At 73.2% G+C, this 17839-nt stretch carries 18 protein-coding genes; 12 read left to right on the top strand and 6 right to left on the bottom strand.

Annotated elements, in window-relative coordinates; genetic code table 11:
- The first annotated feature begins 75 nt into the window (after positions 1-75).
- The 6 genes from QUG93_RS10630 (at position 76) to QUG93_RS10605 (ending at position 6365) form a co-directional block, all read left to right on the top strand.
- Positions 76-1719, top strand: coding sequence for a glycoside hydrolase family 13 protein (locus QUG93_RS10630; protein WP_289473869.1), 1644 nt, complete (start codon positions 76-78; stop codon positions 1717-1719).
- Positions 1720-1818: 99 nt separating this feature from the next.
- Entirely contained in the window at positions 1819-3864 is a 2046-nt protein-coding gene (locus QUG93_RS10625) for a hypothetical protein (RefSeq protein WP_289473868.1), read from the top strand.
- A 167-nt stretch (positions 3865-4031) separates the two neighbouring features.
- Positions 4032-4673 (top strand): DUF308 domain-containing protein, encoded by a 642-nt coding sequence (locus QUG93_RS10620; protein WP_289473867.1) that lies wholly within the window; start codon positions 4032-4034, stop codon positions 4671-4673.
- The gene (locus tag QUG93_RS10615; protein ID WP_289473866.1) at positions 4670-4936 is read left to right on the top strand and encodes a hypothetical protein; all 267 of its coding nucleotides are present in this window, start codon (positions 4670-4672) and stop codon (positions 4934-4936) included. Before QUG93_RS10620 ends, QUG93_RS10615 begins: the two co-directional genes overlap by 4 nt.
- Positions 4937-5068: 132 nt before the next feature.
- Positions 5069-5602, top strand: a complete 534-nt coding sequence (locus QUG93_RS10610; RefSeq protein WP_289473865.1) for an RNA polymerase sigma factor — start codon at positions 5069-5071, stop codon at positions 5600-5602.
- On the top strand, positions 5592-6365 hold the full coding sequence (locus QUG93_RS10605) for a hypothetical protein (RefSeq protein WP_289473864.1): 774 nt from the start codon (positions 5592-5594) through the stop codon (positions 6363-6365). The genes QUG93_RS10610 and QUG93_RS10605 overlap by 11 nt, the downstream gene beginning before the upstream one ends.
- Before the next feature lie 82 nt (positions 6366-6447).
- Here QUG93_RS10605 and QUG93_RS10600 read toward each other — a convergent pair whose 3' ends face one another.
- On the bottom strand, positions 6448-7359 hold the full coding sequence (locus QUG93_RS10600; protein WP_289473863.1) for a LysR family transcriptional regulator: 912 nt from the start codon (positions 7357-7359) through the stop codon (positions 6448-6450).
- Positions 7360-7407: 48 nt separating this feature from the next.
- Here QUG93_RS10600 and QUG93_RS10595 point away from each other — a divergent pair, with 48 nt between their 5' ends.
- Positions 7408-8676, top strand: a complete 1269-nt coding sequence (locus tag QUG93_RS10595; RefSeq protein ID WP_289473862.1) for an MFS transporter — start codon at positions 7408-7410, stop codon at positions 8674-8676.
- 261 nt (positions 8677-8937) lie between these two features.
- Positions 8938-9546, top strand: coding sequence for a hypothetical protein (locus tag QUG93_RS10590; RefSeq protein WP_289473861.1), 609 nt, complete (start codon positions 8938-8940; stop codon positions 9544-9546).
- Between the two features lie 12 nt (positions 9547-9558).
- Here the strand turns inward: QUG93_RS10590 and QUG93_RS10585 are convergent, their stop codons facing one another.
- The gene (locus tag QUG93_RS10585; RefSeq protein WP_289473860.1) at positions 9559-10485 is read right to left on the bottom strand and encodes a cation diffusion facilitator family transporter; all 927 of its coding nucleotides are present in this window, start codon (positions 10483-10485) and stop codon (positions 9559-9561) included.
- A gap of 46 nt (positions 10486-10531) precedes the next feature.
- On the opposite strand from QUG93_RS10585, the gene QUG93_RS10580 reads away from it, so the two are divergent.
- Together QUG93_RS10580 and QUG93_RS10575 are read left to right on the top strand one after the other, a co-directional pair.
- The gene (locus tag QUG93_RS10580; RefSeq protein WP_289473859.1) at positions 10532-11275 is read left to right on the top strand and encodes a DUF4166 domain-containing protein; all 744 of its coding nucleotides are present in this window, start codon (positions 10532-10534) and stop codon (positions 11273-11275) included.
- On the top strand, positions 11272-12249 hold the full coding sequence (locus QUG93_RS10575) for an epimerase (protein WP_289473858.1): 978 nt from the start codon (positions 11272-11274) through the stop codon (positions 12247-12249). Before QUG93_RS10580 ends, QUG93_RS10575 begins: the two co-directional genes overlap by 4 nt.
- Here QUG93_RS10575 and QUG93_RS10570 read toward each other — a convergent pair.
- Positions 12218-13165: an EamA family transporter gene (locus QUG93_RS10570; protein ID WP_289473857.1), complete on the bottom strand. Its 948-nt coding sequence runs from the start codon at positions 13163-13165 to the stop codon at positions 12218-12220. The genes QUG93_RS10575 and QUG93_RS10570 overlap by 32 nt on opposite strands.
- A 71-nt stretch (positions 13166-13236) precedes the next feature.
- Between QUG93_RS10570 and QUG93_RS10565 the strand changes: the two genes are divergently transcribed.
- On the top strand, positions 13237-14151 hold the full coding sequence (locus tag QUG93_RS10565; RefSeq protein WP_289473856.1) for a LysR family transcriptional regulator: 915 nt from the start codon (positions 13237-13239) through the stop codon (positions 14149-14151).
- Positions 14152-14292: 141 nt separating this feature from the next.
- On the opposite strand, the gene purB is transcribed toward QUG93_RS10565, so the two are convergent.
- The 3 genes from purB to QUG93_RS10550 form a co-directional block, all read right to left on the bottom strand.
- Positions 14293-15678, bottom strand: a complete 1386-nt coding sequence (purB, locus tag QUG93_RS10560; protein ID WP_289473855.1) for an adenylosuccinate lyase — start codon at positions 15676-15678, stop codon at positions 14293-14295.
- A complete protein-coding gene (locus QUG93_RS10555; RefSeq protein WP_289473854.1) occupies positions 15675-16187 on the bottom strand; it encodes a low molecular weight protein-tyrosine-phosphatase in 513 nt (170 codons plus the stop codon). Before QUG93_RS10555 ends, purB begins: the two co-directional genes overlap by 4 nt.
- Positions 16188-16303: 116 nt before the next feature.
- The gene (locus QUG93_RS10550; RefSeq protein WP_289473853.1) at positions 16304-16702 is read right to left on the bottom strand and encodes a phage holin family protein; all 399 of its coding nucleotides are present in this window, start codon (positions 16700-16702) and stop codon (positions 16304-16306) included.
- Positions 16703-16752: 50 nt separating this feature from the next.
- Here QUG93_RS10550 and QUG93_RS10545 point away from each other — a divergent pair, with 50 nt between their 5' ends.
- Positions 16753-17832, top strand: coding sequence for a histidinol-phosphate transaminase (locus QUG93_RS10545; RefSeq protein ID WP_289473852.1), 1080 nt, complete (start codon positions 16753-16755; stop codon positions 17830-17832).
- Positions 17833-17839: the final 7 nt, after the last annotated feature.

The raw sequence follows: 17839 nt of genomic DNA, 5'->3' as shown, positions 1-17839 counted from the left end.
GATGGTGTCAGCGACAACCAATGCCAACGGTCGACGCTGCATTCCCGACCGGTCGCCCGTCGGTAGGTTGACGGGGTGAGCACCCCTCGGACGCCCGCCAGCAGCCCGCGCACGACCGACCCGGACTGGTGGCGCCAGGCCGTCGTCTACCAGGTGTACCCGCGGAGCTTCGCGGACACGGACGCCGACGGGCTCGGCGACATCGCGGGCATCACCAGTCGCGTGCCGTACCTGGCGTCGCTCGGCGTCGACGCCGTCTGGTTGTCGCCCTTCTACCCGTCGCCGCTCGCCGACGGCGGGTACGATGTCGCGGACTACCGGGACGTCGATCCGCGACTCGGGTCGCTCGACGACGTCGACGCGTTCATCCGCGCCGCGCACGAGCACGACGTCCGCGTGATCGTCGACGTGGTGCCGAACCACACCTCCGACCAGCACGAGTGGTTCCGCCAGGCGCTCGCCGCGGCGCCCGGGTCGCCGGAGCGCGCCCGCTACGTGTTCCGCGACGGCGCGGGGGAATCGGGGGAACTCCCGCCCAGCGACTGGGTGTCGAACTTCGGCGGCAGTGCCTGGACCCGGGTGCCCGACGGGCAGTGGTACCTGCATCTGTTCGCGCCGGAGCAGCCGGACCTCGACTGGTCGAACCCCGAGGTCCGCGCGGACTTCGAGACCACGCTCCGGACGTGGTCCGACCGCGGTGTGGACGGGTTCCGCGTCGACGTCGCGCACGGACTCGCGAAGGACCTGGCGACGCCCTACCGGCCCTCGAACGAGCAGGCGCTGCCGCTCGACGGCTCCGACCCGCTGTACGACCGCGACGAGGTCCACGAGATCTTCGCGACGTGGCGCGCGGTGCTCGACGAGTACGACCCGCCCCGTGCGGCGATCGCCGAGGCCTGGACGCCGGCACCCCGACGCGTGCTCTACGCCCGCCCGACCGAACTCGGGCAGGCCTTCAACTTCGACCTGCTCGAGTCGCCGTTCGACGCCGGGTCCTTCCGCACGATCATCGACCGCAACCTCGCGATGTCCGAGGAGTCGGGCGCGTCTTCGACCTGGGTGCTCTCGAACCACGACGTGGTCCGGCACGCGACGCGGTACGGGCTGCCCGACGGCACCGACACCGACGCCTGGCTGCTCACCGACGGCACCGACCCGGAGCTCGACCGGGCGCGCGGGGAACGCCGTGCGCGGGCGGCCACGCTGCTGATCCTCGCGCTGCCCGGGTCGACGTACCTGTACCAGGGCGAGGAGCTCGGGCTCCACGAGGCCCCGGCGATCCCGCACGAGCGCCTGCAGGACCCGAAGTGGATCCGCACCGGGCACACCGTGAAGGGGCGGGACGGCTGCCGTGTCCCGATCCCGTGGACCCGGACCGGCCCGTCCTTCGGCTTCGGCGCCGTCGCCCCGCACCTGCCGCAGCCCGAGGACTTCGGTGCCTCGTCGGTCGAGGCGGAGGACGGCGACCCCGCCTCGACGCTCTCGCTGTACCGGCAGGCCACCGCGGCCCGCCGGCGGCTCCAGCGCGGCGAGGAGCTGACCTGGGTCGATGTCGGCGCCGACGTCGTGGCGTTCGCGCGGCACGACGGGTGGCGGTCCGTCACGAACTTCGGGACGAGTCCGGTGCCGATGCCGGCGGGCACGGTCGTGCTCGCGTCCGGACCGCTCGACGCGGGCGACGGACTGCTGCCGGGCGAGACGACCGTCTGGCTCGACTGACCGAGCGGCCTTCCTGCACAGGCCGCGCTGCAGTGGGCAGTCTCCCCAGACGGTGCCGAGTGCGACCGTGCACTCCTGCTGGATCGCGACGATCGGGGCATGACAGCGATCCAGCATCCGACCACCCGTCGTCGACCCCGTCGGCGTCTCCTCGCCGCGGCCAGCGTCCTGACCGCCCTGGGCGTCCTCAGCGCTCCGGCGCTCACGCCGGACAGCTCCTCCGCCGACACCCTGACGTTCCCGTACGTCAACCGGTTCACGAAGCCCGACGGCGGGACCCTCAGCGGTGACGCCAGCATCGTCCAGGACCGCCTCCGTCTGACCGAGGACCGCACGGGTCAGGCGGGCGCGTGGTCGACGGACGACACGTTCCCCTCCGACCTCGGGCTCGAGGTCGAGTTCGACTACGCGATGTACACCGCCACGTCGGACCCGGGTGCCGACGGCCTCCTGCTGTTCCTCGCCGACGGTGCTGCCGAGCAGGGCGTCGGTGCCTACGGTGCTGCGCTCGGGTACGCGTGCCGGTCGAGCACGACCGAGGGCGGCGACCTGCCGTGCGACCTCCCCGGCATGCCCGGCGGGTTCGCAGCCGTCGCGATCGACCACTACGGCAACTTCTCCAAGCCCATCAACGGGTCCGGTCCCGGCAACCGGCCGGACTCCGTCGTGGTCCGGGGCTCCGGGGACGGGCTGTCCGGCTACCGGTACGTGCAGGGAGCGCCGTCGCCCGGCGGCACCGTGACCGGCGGCCCCTCGACACGTCGGGTGCGGGTGACGCTGGTACCCGGCGACGCCGGGGAGCTCTTCGTCAGCGTCCGCATGGAGACCGGCGGCGTGATGAAGACCGTGCTCGACCGGGTCCCGCTGCACGGCGACGGCCAGGCTCCGCTCCCGCCCACGCTCCGGCTCGGGTTCGCCGCGGCGACCGGCAGCATCGTCGACGTGCACGAGATCGGCGACGTGCGCGTGTGGCAGCCGGCGGACCTCGGCGTGACGCAGGACCTGCCGGCGTCGGCGCGGCCGGGGCAGTCCTTCACGTACACGGTCAGCGCGGCGAACAACGGCACGAACGCCTCCGACCCGAGCCGGCTCGAGGTCACGGTGCCCGAAGCGCTGCAGGACGTCACCTGGACCTGCACGCCTGCGGCCGGCTCGAGTTGTGCCACGGGTTCGGGGACCGGTGACGTGGCCACCGAGCTCGGCCTGCCCCGTGGCGGGTCGGCGACGGTCGAGGTGACCGGTCGCGTACCCGACGGTGCGAGCGGCGCGCTCGACAGCACCGCGACCATCGCTCCGGCGCCGCACCTGGCCGACGTGGACGAGTCCGACAACGTCTCGGTCGCGTCGAGCCCGGTGGACACGACGCCGGCACCCACCGCGCAGGTGGAGACCGACAAGTCCGTCTCGCCCGCCACGGGCGTGTCCCCGGGCGACGAGGTCGAGTACCTCGTGACGGCGCGGAACCGCGGGCCGGCGACCGCCGAGGACGTCGGCGCGGTCGACGAGCTGCCCTCGGCGATGCACTTCGCGGGCTCCGACGACGGCTGCACGGCAGAGGGACAACGGGTGACCTGTGCGTCCGGTCGCTCGCTCGCGGCCGGGGAGAGCACGTCCTTCCGGATCCGTGCGGTCCTCGACCAGGCGTACGAGGGAGACGGCTCGGACGTGGTGAACGTCGCGACAGCGACCTCGCCCACCGACCCCGACGGCGGCGACCCGTCCACCGCGGTGACCATCGGTGTCCTCCCGGGCGACGGCGACGGCGGCGGCGGGGACGGCGACGGTGACGGTGACCACGACGACGGTGACGGTGACCACGACGACGGCGACGGCGACAACGACGGCGACGGCCACCACGGCGGCGGGGACAACGGCGGCGGAGACAACGGGGGCGGCGACAACGGCGGCGGCGGCGGCGACCGCGACGGCGACGGCCCGGGCACCGGGCCGAGTGCGTCCGCGTCCCCGGGGCCGGCCGCGGCGGACGTCGGAGGCTCCGGCGGAGGGGCACCGGCACGCAGCGCCCTCGCGTACACGGGCGCGCAGGGCCTCGGGCTCCTCGGCGCACTGGCTGCTTCGTCGTCGGCGTTGGGCGCCCTCACGTGGTGGACACGGCGACGCCGGGCACGTCGCGACGCGGACTGACCCCCGCGGCAGCCCCGCAGGCACCGCTGAGCGAACGGGCTGGGCGGACGGGCTGGGCGGACGGGCTGAGCGGACGGGCGCCGCCGGACCCCCGGTGGCGCCCGTCCGGTGCCCAGTCGACCCGGCGGTAGACTCGGACCACGATCCGCATGCCCGAAAGAGGTCCCGTGTCCGACTCCGTGGACGACGCCGGCCAGCGCGCGCGGTACTGGCCGATCCCCGTCCTCCGGGCCGTCCCAGCCGCGGTCGTGGCCCTCGTCATCACCTTCTCCTCCAACCACGCCGCCGGCTACGGCCTGCTCCTGTTCGGCGGGTTCGTGGTGGTGGACGCCCTCGTGCTCGGGTGGGCCGCGCTCCGCCGGATGCCCCTCGACGAGCGGTCGCGCCGCACCACCCTGGTGCAGGCGGTCGTCTCCCTCGTCGCCGGTGTCGCCGCGATCGCCACGAACGGCGTGGGTCTCCCGGCGTTCATCACGGTCGTCGTGGGGTGGGCCGTCCTGTCGGGCGGACTCGAACTCGCACAGGGCCTCCGCGCTCGCGGCCGCTCGCCGTTCGCCCGCGACTGGACGACGGTCGGCGGCCTCACCCTGTTGCTCGCCGTCGCGTTCCTCGTGACCCCGCCGGACTACTCCCAGCAGCTCGGCGGCGTGGAGGAGGTCACCGGCACGCTCGACGCGGCGATCGTCCTCGTCGGCCTCCTCGGCGCATACCTCGCCATCGCGGCGGTCTTCCACGTGATCGCCGGACTCTCGCACAAGTGGGGCACGGCAGCTCCGGCTGCCGCCCCGGACGGAGCACCACACGCATGACCACTCCCAGCCGTCGCGACCGCCTGCGCCCCGCCGAGCTCCTCGTGATCTCGGCGGTCGTCGCGGTGTTCACCGGAGCGGTCGTCCTCTTCGCGACCCGGGAGTTCGAGCTCGCGCTGGTGTTCCTCGGGGTGGCGTTCATCGTCGTCGTCGTGGTGCTCGCCATGCTGCAGCTCGCGGCCTCGAGCGACCAGGACGACAACGACATGCTCGGGGGCCACAAGTCCCCGGCTGAACGGTCCGAGGGCGACGACTTCCACTGACGTGGCGATCCCGGTGGCGTCGGCGTCGGCGACGGGCGGGTCGCGACACGCCCGGGGTCACGGTTTGGGCACGGCCCTGTCATGATCGCCGGTCCTGCCGACACCTCTGGGTGAAGGGGGTGAGGTGTGGACGTGACCACGGAGTCGGACGAGTCGATCGTCCGGGCGATGGCGGCGGGCGACAAGTCGGCGCTGGCTCGAGCGTTCGATCGGTACGCGCCCACGCTCACCCGGTACGCCTGGGCCCTCGCAGACGACCGGATGGACGTCGAGGAGATCGTCCAGGACGCGTTCCTGACCCTGTGGCAGCGGGCGTCGACGCTCGAGCTGCCGGCGGACACCGTGTTGCCGTGGTTGCTCGTGGTCTGCCGGAACCACGCGTTCAACGCCGGTCGGAAGCGCACGAAGCACCGCGCTGACGAGTTGCCGGAGACCTTGGCCGCGCCGGAGGGGCACGACGAGGCGAGGGAGCGGCTGCGGTGGGTGCGGGACGAGATCGCAGCGCTGCCGGAGCTCGACCGTCGGATCTGCGAGCTGTGCCTGTTGGAGGGGCACTCGTACGCCGAGGCCGCGGAGCTGCTCGGGCTGAGCGTGGGAGCGGTCACCCAGCGGGTCTCCCGGAACCGACGCCGGCTGAAGAAGGTGGTGATGCACGATGAACACTGAACCTCCCGAGGGAGACGAGCTGCAGCGCATGCTCGTCGCGATGAAGCAGACCGTCCTCGAGCGCGCCACCCCGCGGCCGAAGCGGCACCGTCGTCGCACCGGCGTCGTGGTCGGCGTCGTGGCGCTCCTGGCACTGGGCACGGCGACGGGTGCGGTCGCGTTGACGCTCTCGCAGCAGGACCGTCCGGTTGCCGCGCCGGTGCAGACGCAGGAGCCGGCGCCCGCACCGACCGCGACGACCCCGACCTCCGCTCCGATCACCGCCACCCCGGTCCCGCTGCCGACCCCGGGGCCGACGTCGCTCCCGACCGCGCCGGCGGGGCAACGTGTGCCGATCCCGGCACCGTGCTCGTCGCTGGTGCCACAGGACGACTACTTCCGGTTCTTCGGCGCGGCTCGGCTGATCGAGACGGTGTTCGAGGACGGCGTCCCGCGGGACACCACCCCGGAGGACCGTCTCCACGGGCTCACGTCTCCCGACGGGAGCCTGAGCTGCTGGTGGCAGAACGAGGGCACGGCCGCAGCACTGTCGATCGACATCCACCGGACGAGCGCGGACGAACAGGTCGTGGCGGCCGGCGGGACGTGCTCGGACCGGCTCGGCGGTCGCGTCTGCACCTCCACGATCACGGACGAGATGTCGACCGCTCCGCAGACCGCCACGACGCTGTACCGCGATGGCATCACCGTGACGATCGGCCAGACCGACTTCCCGACGAACGGGCTCCTGCCCGCGATCGTCGGGGAGATCTGGGGGGACTGACGGCCTGGAGGCGCGTGGGGACCCGACCCCGTGCCTCCAGTCCGTCGGTGGGACGCGCTCGACGCGACCCTCCGCCCGGATCTCAACCCACCCGGGCCGCGACGACGTCGCGGGCCAGCGTCCGCGTCGCCCGGTTCGGTTCCGAGCCGGACCGCATCGCCAGGCCGATGCGCAGCGGCTCGACGTCGTCCTCGAGCTCGAGGACCGCGCCGTCGTGCCGGACGCCCGAGTCCGGGACGACCCCGACACCGAGTCCGGCCGAGGCGAACCGGATCACGGCGGGCATGTCGTTCATCTCCGCCACGATCCTCCGCCGGATGCCGAGGCGCTCGAGCGCAGCGTCGAGGATCATCCGGTTGCCGAAGCCGTGCGCGGTGTCGATGAAGGGCTCGCCGGCGAGTTCCGACAGCGACACCGACCGGCGTCCGGCGAGCGGGTGGTCCGCGGCGGTGAACACCCGGAACGGCATCTCCCGCAGGGGTTCGACCACGATGCCCGGCGGCACCGACGGCAGGCCCGTGTAGGCGAGGTCGAGTCGACCCGCGACCAGGTCCTGCACGAGGCCGGTCGTTCCGGACGGCGAGGTCATGAGCTCCACGGCCACCAGCGGGTGCCGCTGCCGGAAGCGTCGGAGGACCCCGGTCAGGTCGACGATGTCCATGCTCGTGAAGATGCCGAGGCGCACGCGTCCGCGCAGGTCGGCGTCGTCGACGGTCGCCAGGTCGCGCATGCGGTCGAGCGCGTCGAGCGCGGCGCGGGCATGGGGGAGCAGGTCCTCGCCGGCGGTGGTGAGCACGAGCCGCCGGCCGGTGCGGTCGAACAGCCGTACTCCGAGCGATCGTTCGAGCGACGCGATCCCCGCCGAGACGGTCGACTGCGCAGCCCAGAGCCGTTCGGCGGCTCGGGTGACGCTGCCCTCCGCGGCGACGGCGACGAACTGTTCGAGTAGGCGGGTCTCCACCATTCCAGTATCGATCAGGTCGATGGAGGTCATCAAGAGCATCCGTTGGACTCGATGACGCTCCACGGGCACGATCGGACCATGTCCTCGATCACCGCCTCCGCTCCGACCGCGAGCGCAGCCTCCGAACGCGTCCCCGCCCCGCGCGGCCGCCGCGCGCACTCCCGACGTCGGCACGGCTTCGGCTTCTGGGCCGTGGCGTTCGCGTTCCTGTCGGTGATGGCGTTCGCGACCGTCCCCGCCCCGCTCTACGTCGTCTACCAGGCGCGTGACGGCTTCCCGACCTTCACGACGACGGTCGTGTTCGCCGCGTACGGCGTCGGGGTCGTCGTCTCCCTGTTCCTGGCGGGACACCTCAGCGACGTCCACGGGCGTCGTCCGCTCGTGCTCGTGTCGATCGCCCTCGAGCTCGTCGCCGCCGTGCTGTTCCTGCTCTGGAGCGACGTGGCCGGGCTCCTCGTGGCGCGGTTGGTGACCGGGCTCGGGGTCGGGCTCCTGACGGCGACGGCGACGGCGCACCTCGGTGAACTCCGCGTCCGGGCAACCGGTTCGTCGGCGTCCGCGCAGGGGGCGAGCGTCGCCGCGGGTGCGGTCAACCTCGGCGGGTTGTCGCTCGGGGCGCTCGTCGGCGGGGCCCTCGCCGAGTTCGTCCCGCAGCCCCTCGTGGTGCCCTACGTCGTCTTCGTCGTCGCGCTGGCCGTCGCGTTCGTGGTGGTCCTGGCCGCGCCCGAGACCGTCGACCGGCCCGCGGAGCCGGTGCGGTACCGTCCCCAGCGGATGGCGGCGCCGGAGGGCCAGGCGGGGACGTTCTGGGCTGCCGGGACCGCCGCCTTCGCAGCGCTGGCCGTGCAGGGGCTGTTCACCTCGGTGGCGCCGACGTTCCTCGGCACGACCTTCCACGTGACGGACCGACTGGCCGCCGGAGCGACGACGTTCGGGGTGTTCGCCGCGAGTGCGGTGTCGCAGATCGTGTTCGCGAGGCTCTCGCAGCAGCGGCAGATCCGCCTCGGACTCGTGCTGCTCGTCGCCGGGCTGGTCGTGCTCGCCGGGGCAGCGGTGCTCCTGCAGGTCGCCGGCTTCATCGGCGGCGGGGTCGTCGCCGGCGCCGGTGTCGGCCTGCTGTTCCGGGCGTCGATCGCCCGGGCGGGGTCGCTCGTCGGTCCGGAGCGGCGCGGTGGGGTGCTCGCGGCGACGTTCCTCATCGCCTACGCGGGGCTGACCGTGCCGGTGGTGGCGGTCGGGGCGGCGCTGCTCGTCGTGCCGACACTCCCGGTGCTGCTCGGGTACGTGGTGTTCGTGGTCGTCCTGGCGCTCGTCGCGGGCGTCCGGCTGGCGGCGCGGGCGGAGTAGCCCCGGGCCGGCCACGCCCGCGCGACCCACGCGGGGGCCGCGGGCCGTGTGCGTCGAACCAGGACCGCGACGTCGAACCAGTCGATCGGGCTGGTTCGACGTCGTTCCCGTGGTTCCACGCCGTCCGTGTGCACGTCGCACGCCGCAGGCACCGCGCCGTCCGTGCGCACGTCGCACGCCGCCGCGCCACCCGGCGCCGCACGCCGCTGCCCCGGGCCGGCCATGCCGGCCGCACCCGCGCCGCCCGGCATACTGGACCGCATGCCCCAGCAGCGCCGACGCCCCCTCGTGACCGCGGTCGCCGCCGTGGTCGCCGCCGGCCTCGTCGCGGGCGGCTTCGCCCTGACCGCCCAGCGCAGCGGCGAGGACCCGGTGATCGGCGGCGGGTCCACCGTCACGCCGAGCGCCACCGCGGCCGACGGCGCCACGCGGGACGGCACCGTCACGATCACCCGGACGGGCCCCGACCTGCCCGGGGCCGGCGTGCTCGACCGCTGCGACCGGGACAACCGCGCCGCGGTCGCCCGGTACGACACCGCGGCACTCGGGCAGGTCGTCCTGCAGTGCGGCACGTCGGGCCAGGGCTACGAGCACATCCGCGCCCGGCACACCGCCGACTGGCGGGACGTCCTGGCCGGACGCAGCCAGCGCGACTGGGACGACGCCATGCTCACCGCCGTGCGGTCCGTCCTCGAGACCCCGCCCACCGGGTACCCGCAGGACGCCGGGGACGGCAAGGTGTGCTTCGCCGCGCCGGTCCGGTTCGACGACGGCTCGCGGCCCTCCGCCGAGCCGAACGTGCGCGTCATCGTCTCGGCGACCACCGACCGGGTCATCACCGCGTTCCCCACGAACGACGGCGGCTGCTGACCGGGGATCGCCCTACGCGTGCACCTCGTGCTCGTGCCGTCGGTGTGACACGGGCTCGAGCTGGAACGTCGAGTGCTCCACCGGGACGTCGAAGTGCTCCGCCACGCACCGCTGCAGCTCGTCGAGGATCCGGGGCGCGTGCGCCGTCGAGAAGCAGTGGTCGTCCACCACCACGTGCGCCGTCAGGTTCGGCACGCCCGTCGCGACGAGCGTCGCGTGCAGGTCGTGCACCTCGAGCACGTGGTCGAGCTCCAGGATGTGCGCCCGCACGTCGTCGAGGTCGAGCCCAGGCGGCGTCGACTCGAGCAGCACGTTCGCCGTCTCACGCAGCAGCCGGACCGCCCGCGGCAGGATGAGCAGGCCGATCAGGATCGCTGCGACCGAGTCGGCGCGTTCCCACCCGGTCACCATGAGCACGACCGCCGCGACCATGACCGCGACGGAGCCGAGGGTGTCGTTGAGGACCTCGAGCCGCGCCGCCCGTGACGTGAAGCCCTCGCCCGAGGCACGCAGCAGCACCGCGTACGCGACCAGGTTGCCGACGAGCCCGACGACCCCGAACACGAGCAGCGGCCCGGCGTGGACCTCCTCGGGAACGAACAACCGCTGCACCGCCGAGATCACCACGTAGACGCCGACCGCCAGCAGGATCGCCGCCTGTGCCGTCGCCCCGAGCACCTCGGCCCGCTGGAACCCCCAGGTCCGCTGCGCGGTGGGGCTCCTGCGGGCGAGCCGGGTCGCGACCAGTCCGATGCCGAGTCCGCCGGTGTCGACGACCATGTGCCCGGCGTCGACGAGGAGCGCCAGGGAGCCGGTGACGACGGCCCCGACGACCTCGGCCAGCAGGATGGTCGCCGAGATGCAGAACGCGACGAGCAGCGCGCGCTCGGAGGCGCCGGCGTGGCCGTGCGCGTGGCCCCCGCCGTGGTCGTGTCCCATGCTCCGATCGTAGGCAGTCGCACCGACGACGTGCCAGGCTCGGGACGTGACCCGGTCGCCCTACCAGCTGACGACGGCACCCGAGGTCCTCGGGCGCCTGCACCCCGCGCTCCGCACGTACTTCGGCCCCGTGCCGCCCGGCCACGTCGGCCGCGGCGAGGGCGTGTTCACCGTCGTCGGGACGCCCCGCCGCTGGCTCTGGCCGGTCCTGGCGTGGTTCGCCCGCGACGCGGTCGTGTTCCCGGTCTGGGAGCGGGACGTCCCGTTCACGGTCGAGAACCGCCCGGTCCACGTCGGTCGCGGGACCGCCACCGGCCGGGAGGCGCGACCCGCCCCCGCCTCCCGCGCCACCTCCGCGGCGCCCGGCGACACCGCCGACGCCGACGGAGCAGGTCGGGTCGCCGTCCGCGCACTGCGCACCTTCCGCTTCCGGTCCGGCGACCGGACCATGGTCGACGCCATCACCGCGGAGCCGGAGGGCCTCGTCGACCACCTCGGGCGTCGCGGGCGCGTCAGCGCGCTGCTCCGGGCGGAGGTCGACACGACCGGTCCGGACGCGGGCGCCCTGCGCCTGGTCTCCACGCGCGTGACGTTCCGTGCGCTGGGACGGGGCTGGAGCCTCCCGGCCCTCGTCGCCCCGCGTGTGACGCTCCTGGAACGATTCGATGACGAAGCGGACGTGCAGCGCGTGTCCCTGGTGCTCCGTGCGCCGGTGGTCGGCACGCTGTACCGGTACGAGGGGGCGTTCCGGTACGCGATCGCGCCGGACGAAGGACGGGGGACGAGATGAACGACCAGAAGCGCCGTGCCGTGATCGCGGGAGCGAGCGGCTTCGTGGGGCGGTACCTGCAGGCCGCCTTCCGCGACGAGGGCTACGAGGTCGTGACGATCGGTCGCACCGGCGACGCCGTGTGGGGCAACACGCTCCGCATCCGCGAGCTCGTGGACGGCGCCGCACTCGTCGTGAACATGGCGGGCAAGAGCGTGAACTGCCGGTACGGGCGGCGGAACCGCGCGGAGATCATCCGCTCACGGGTGGACACGACGCTCGAACTGGCCGAGGCGATCCGCACCGCCGAGCACCCGCCGCCGCTGTGGGTGAACGCCTCCACCGCGACCATCTACCGGCACGCGGACGACCGGCCGCAGGACGAGGCGACCGGCGAGCTCGGCGAGGGCTTCTCGGTCTCGGTCGCGAAGGCCTGGGAGGACGCCCTGTCCAGCACGGACCTGCCCCGTACCCGACGGGTCGCGCTCCGGATGGCGATCGTGCTCGGCGACGGCAGCGCCCTCGTCCCGTTGCTCCGGCTCGCGCAGGCGGGGCTCGGCGGACCCCAGTACGACGGGCCGTGGTTCCCGACCCGCTCCCGGCTCCGAGCGGGCACCTACCACCACGACCGGCACACCCACGGGCGGCAGCGGTTCAGCTGGGTGCACATCGCGGACGTCCTCGGGGCGATCCGCTTCGTCCGTGACCACGACGACATCGAGGGACCCGTCAACGTGTCGAGTCCGGAGCCCTCGGACAACCGGACGGTCATGGCCACGATCCGCGATGCGGTGGGGCGCCGCTTCGGCCTGCCGACGTGGCGTTGGATGCTCGAGCTGGGGTCGTTCGCGATCCGCACCGAGACCGAACTCGTGCTGAAGAGCCGCTGGGTCGTGCCGACGCGGTTGCTCGAGGCGGGCTACGAGTTCCGGTACCCGCACCTGCACGGGGCGCTCGCCGAGATCATCGCGGAGCGCCGCCAGCACCGGGGCTGACCGGCACCGGCTCGGGCGTCTCGACGGCCTGCGGGGGGACCACCGGCACGACCCTGGCGGTCCGTGACGACCACAGCACCGCCACCACGACGACCGCTCCGGCCACCACCTCGACCGCGTCCGGCACCTCGTCGAACACCGCCCACGACGCGAGCACCCCGATCACGGGCACGAGCATCGAGAACGGCGCCACCGTGCTCGACGGGTACTTCCCCATCAGGCGCGACCAGATCCCGTAGCCGACCAGGCTGCCCGCGACCACGATGTAGAGCAGCCCGAGGTCGGCGGGCAGCGCCGACACCGTGAACGCCGTGCCGAACGCCTGCCCGACCCGCGCCGGCCCCTCGACGAGCAGCGACAGCGCGAACATCGGCACCGGGGGAACGACCGCCCACCACAGCGTCAGGTGCAGCGGGTTGACCGGACCGGTCCGCCGCGTCGCCACGTTGCCGAGCGCCCACCCGAGGGCACCGCAGAGCACGAGCACGACCGGCAGCAGCGCCGCGGTCTGCGCCCGGTGCACGGCGATGACGCCGAGGGCCGCGACGGCGACGGACACCCCGACGACCTGTCGCGCGGTGAGCTTCTCCCGCAGGAGGACCCCGGCGAGCACGACCGTGAACGGCGCCGACGCCTGGATCACCAGCGACGCGAGGCCCGTCGGCATCCCGGCCGCCATCCCGAGGTACAGGAACGCGAACTGCAGCACTCCGAGGGTGGCCCCGACCAGGACGATCCAGCGGAAGGGCACCTTCGGCCTCGGCACGAACAGGACCGTCGGGACGGCCAGCAGCGTGAAGCGCACGGCGGCGAGCAGGAACGGTGGCCAGTGGTCGAGGGCGATCGCGGTCGCGGGGAAGTTCAGACCCCACGCCACGGCGACGACGAGGGCGAGGATGCGGTCGCGGAAGAGCACCCGTCGATCGTCCCGCACCCGATGCGGTAGCACCAGCGCACGGTTCGACAGGGTCGTTGTAGGGTCCCTGCATGGTCGGCTTCGACATCGCCCTGCTCCCGGTGCTCCGCGAGCTCGCCGAACGGGGGAGCGTCACCGCGGTCGCCGCCGCGACCCACCGGACGCCGAGCGCGGTCTCGCAGCAGCTCCGCACCCTGCAGCGGCAGGCCGGCGTCCCGCTCGTCGAGCGGGTCGGCCGCGGGGTCCGGCTGACCGAGCACGGCCGCGCGCTCGCGGGGATGGCGGCCGGGGTCGCGACCGCACTGGCCACGGTGGAGTCGGCCTGGACGGAACACCTGACCGGTGCGACGGGGACCGTGGACCTCGCGGTGTTCCCCTCGGCGGCCGAGCTGCTGCTGCCCGGGCTCCTCACGCGCATGCGGGAGCACCCGGGGATCGCACTCGAGCTGTCCGACGTCGACGTCAGCGAGGGCGAGTTCGCCCCGCTCACCGCGGACCACGACGTCGTCATCGGGCACCGGCCGGACGGAGCACGGCGCGCCGACGGTGCCGCGGTCGAGACAGTCCCGCTGCTGCGTGAGCCGCTCGACGTGGCGCTCCCGCTCGACCACCCCCTGGCCGGCCGCGAGCGCGTCGGCATCGAGGACGTCGTCGACGAGACCTGGATCGGCGTGCCCGAGGACTACCCGATCGACCGCGTGCTCACCGCGATGGCTGCGGCCTCCGACACCCCGCCGTCCGTCGCGTTCCGCACGATCCACCTGCCGGTCATCGAGAACCTGGTCGCGGCCGGGCACGGCATCGCGCTCGTGCCGCGGTACACCTCCGGCACCCGGGCGCCGGGTCGCTTCCGGCTCGCGACCCTCGCCGACGTCCGGGCGGGACGCCGGATCGAGGCGCTCGTCCGTCCGGACCGCGCGGTCCGTCCGGCGGTCCGCACCGTCCTGGAGGCGCTGGTCGCCGAGGCGCGTTCCGTCACCACCTGACGTGGTGCCGTGCGCGGCGGGGCCGCCCCGTGCCTCCCGTCCGCCCCGCCTGCTCGCGCTCTCTCGCGAAACGCAACGACGGCGGCTGCTCGCAGGGGTGTACCGCTGCGAGGAACCGCCGTCGTTGCGTGTTGCGGAGCGCTACACGTCCAGGTGGTCGACCAGCTCGTCGGCCAGACCCGTGTAGGTCGCCGGCGTCAGGTTCGTCAGGCGCGCCTTTACGCCCGACGAGATGTCGAGGCCGTTCACGAACGCGACGAGCTCGTCCTGCCCGATGCGCTTGCCGCGCGTGAGCTCCTTGAGCATCGCGTACGGGTCCTCGATGTTCGACTGCCCCGCGGTGACCTCGGCGCGGATGACCGTCTGGATCGCCTCGCCCAGGACCTCCCAGTTGCCGTCGAGGTCCTCGGCCAGTCGGGTCTCGTTCACGGCGATCTCGCCCAGCCCGCGGCGCAGGTTGTCGAGCGCGAGCAGCGAGTGCCCGAAGGCGACACCGATGTTCCGCTGCGTGGTGGAGTCGGTCAGGTCACGCTGCAGGCGGCTCGTGACGAGCGTCTCGGACAGCGTCGAGAACAGCGCCGACGAGATCTCGAGGTTCGCCTCGGCGTTCTCGAACCGGATCGGGTTGATCTTGTGCGGCATCGTCGACGACCCCGTGGCACCCGCCACCGGGATCTGCGTGAAGTACCCCATCGAGATGTAGGTCCACACGTCGGTCGCCAGGTTGTGCAGGATGCGGTTGGCGTGCCGGACCCGGTCGTACAGCTCGGCCTGCCAGTCGTGCGACTCGATCTGCGTGGTGAGCGGGTTCCACGTCAGGCCGAGGCCCTCGACGAACTCCTTCGACAGCGCGGGCCAGTCGGCCTCGGGGTCGGCGGCGAGGTGTGCCGAGAAGGTGCCCGTCGCGCCGGAGAACTTGCCGAGGTACTCGCCGTGCTCGATCTGCGCGAGGACGCGCTCGAGGCGGTAGACGACGACCGCGAGCTCCTTGCCGAGGGTCGTCGGCGTCGCGGGCTGGCCGTGCGTGTGCGACAGCATCGGGACCGCCCGGAGCTGCTCGGCCATCGTCCGCAGTGCCGCGAGGACGGCGCGGTAGGCCGGCAGCCACACCTGGTCGACGGTGTCCCGCACGGTCAGCGCGTAGGACAGGTTGTTGACGTCCTCGCTCGTGCAGGCGAAGTGCGTCAGCTCGGCGATCGCGTCCAGCCCGAGCTCGGACAGCCGGCGACGGACGAAGTACTCGACGGCCTTGACGTCGTGCCGCGTCGTGGCCTCGATCTCGGCGAGCTCCGCGATCTGCTCGTGCCCGAAGGTCTCGACGACCCGGCGGAGCGCGGCCTTGTCGTCGACGCTGAGCGGCGACGTGGTGAACATCGCGTGGTCGGTCAGGAAGATGAGCCACTCGACCTCGACCACGATGCGTGCGCGGTTGAGGCCTGCCTCGGAGAGGTGCTCGCCCACCGTGTGCACGACCGGGTAGTACCGCCCGTCGAGCGGGCTGATCGGCTGCGGGGGAAGGGGGGTCATGGGGCTCCCTGACGGACTGCCGGTTCGAGTTGGCGGAAGAGCGCCCGGCAGGCCCGCTCGACGGTCGAGAGCACTCGGTCGAACTCGTGCCGGTCCGCGTAGTACGGGTCCGGCACGTCGGTCTGCTGGGGCCAGGCGTCGTCGTACCGCAGCAGGAGCGTCACCTTGGCGGCGTCGTCCATGGTCGGTGCCCACGAGCGCAGGACGCGTTCGTGGGAGCGGTCGAGTGCGACCACCAGGTCGAGGTCCGGGAACCGGTCCGGGTCGAACTGGCGGGCGCGATGCCTGCTGCCATCGTATCCGCGCGCTGCCAGGGCCGCGATCGTGCGCTCGTCGGCGGGCTCACCCACGTGCCAGTCCCCGGTCCCGGCGGACTCCACGACGAAGCGGTCGGCCATGCCGGCATCGGCGGCGAGCTGTGCGAACACGATCCCGGCCATGGGGGAGCGGCAGATGTTGCCGCTGCAGACGAACGAGACGCGGAACGGGGCGTCGGCGTCCGGGCTCATGTGCACATCATGGCGCAACGAAGTGGCCTCCGCGACGGCGGTGCGCTCGGGAGGCACGGTGCGGTCCGCGTCGTCGCCCACCGCCCCCTGGACGGTCGGCCCGGCAGCCGACCCCGTCACGGACGGGGGCGGTTCAGCACCGGCCGCACGAACAGCCCGATCAGCCACGAGAAGACGGCGAGCACGAAGGCGCCGACGATGCCCCAGCCGAAGGACTCGACCTCGAGCCCGAAGCCGATCGCGTCCGAGATGCCGGCGACGATGAGCAGCAGCACGGCGTTCACGATGAGCGAGATGAGGCCGAGCGTCAGGATGTACAGCGGGAACGCGACGATCCGGATGATCGTGCCGATGACGGCGTTCACGAGTCCGAAGACGAACGCCACGAGCAGGAACGTGAGCACGACCGCGGTGGTGTCGCCGTCACCGAACGGGGTGACGGTGACGCCGCTGACGATGAGCGTGGTGAGCCAGAGCGCGACGGCGTTGACGACGAGGCGGACGAGGAATCGCATGTCCTCATGATGCCCGTCGGACCCCGGACGGTGCCCGGTAGCCTGTGCGCGTGACTGACGAGCGCGTGCACATCCGGCCCGAGGTGGCGGTCCTCCCCGCGTACAAGCAGGGACGACAGGCCGCGCCCGACGCCTTCAAGCTGTCGAGCAACGAGAACCCGTTCCCGCCGCTGCCCGGCGTCGTCGAGGCGGTGCAGGCGCAGACCGCGTTCAACCGCTACCCGGACGCCACCGCCCTGGCGGTCCGGGCCGTGCTCGCGAACCGCGCCGGGCTCACCGTCGACGAGGTCCACGTCGCCCCGGGCAGCGTCGCGATCCTGCACGAGCTCGCGAAGGCGACGAGCGGCCCCGGGGACGAGGTCGTGTACGCGTGGCGCTCCTTCGAGGCCTACCCGGGGGTCGTCACGGTCGCGGGAGCCACGAGCGTGCAGGTGCCGAACCGCCGCGACGGCGGGCACGACCTCGACGCGATGGCCGACGCGGTGACCGAGCGCACCCGCATGGTCATCGTCTGCACGCCGAACAACCCCACCGGCCCGGTCGTCACCGCCGCCGAGTTCGACGCCTTCATGGCCCGCGTCCCGTCCACCGTGCTCGTGGTGCTCGACGAGGCGTACGCCGAGTTCATCACCGAGCCCACCGCGGTCCGTGGGACGCCGCTGCTCGAGCGGTACCCGAACCTCGTCGTCCTCCGCACGTTCTCCAAGGCATACGGACTCGCGGGCCTCCGCGTCGGGTACGCGTTCGGCCCGGCGTACGTGCTCGACGCCGTCCGTGCCTGCGCCATCCCGCTGTCGGTGACGGCGCAGGGCCAGGCCGCTGCGCTCGCCAGCCTCGAGCGCGAGGACGAACTGCTCGAGCGCGTCGCCGAACTGGCGGCCAGCCGCGACCGCATCGTCGCCGCGCTGCGCGGCCAGGGTTGGGACGTGCCGGACGCAGAGGGCAACTTCGTCTGGCTGCCGACCGGCGACCTGACGGCACACGCGGCCGAGCGCTTCGAGGCTGCCGGCATCATCGTCCGGGCCTTCGGGAAGGAGGGGATCCGGGTGTCGATCGGCGAGCACGAGGCTGTGGAAACGCTCCTCGAAACGGCGGGGTCGCTTGTGGGGGACCTCCAGGCGGCCCGGTAGGCCCGGG

It is taken from the genome of Curtobacterium caseinilyticum (assembly GCF_030363035.1).
In the GTDB taxonomy this organism is placed as follows: Bacteria; Actinomycetota; Actinomycetes; order Actinomycetales; family Microbacteriaceae; genus Curtobacterium; species Curtobacterium caseinilyticum.
The sequence above is the reverse complement of the archived record's forward strand: the minus strand, read 5'-3'. Positions and strand labels throughout refer to the sequence as shown.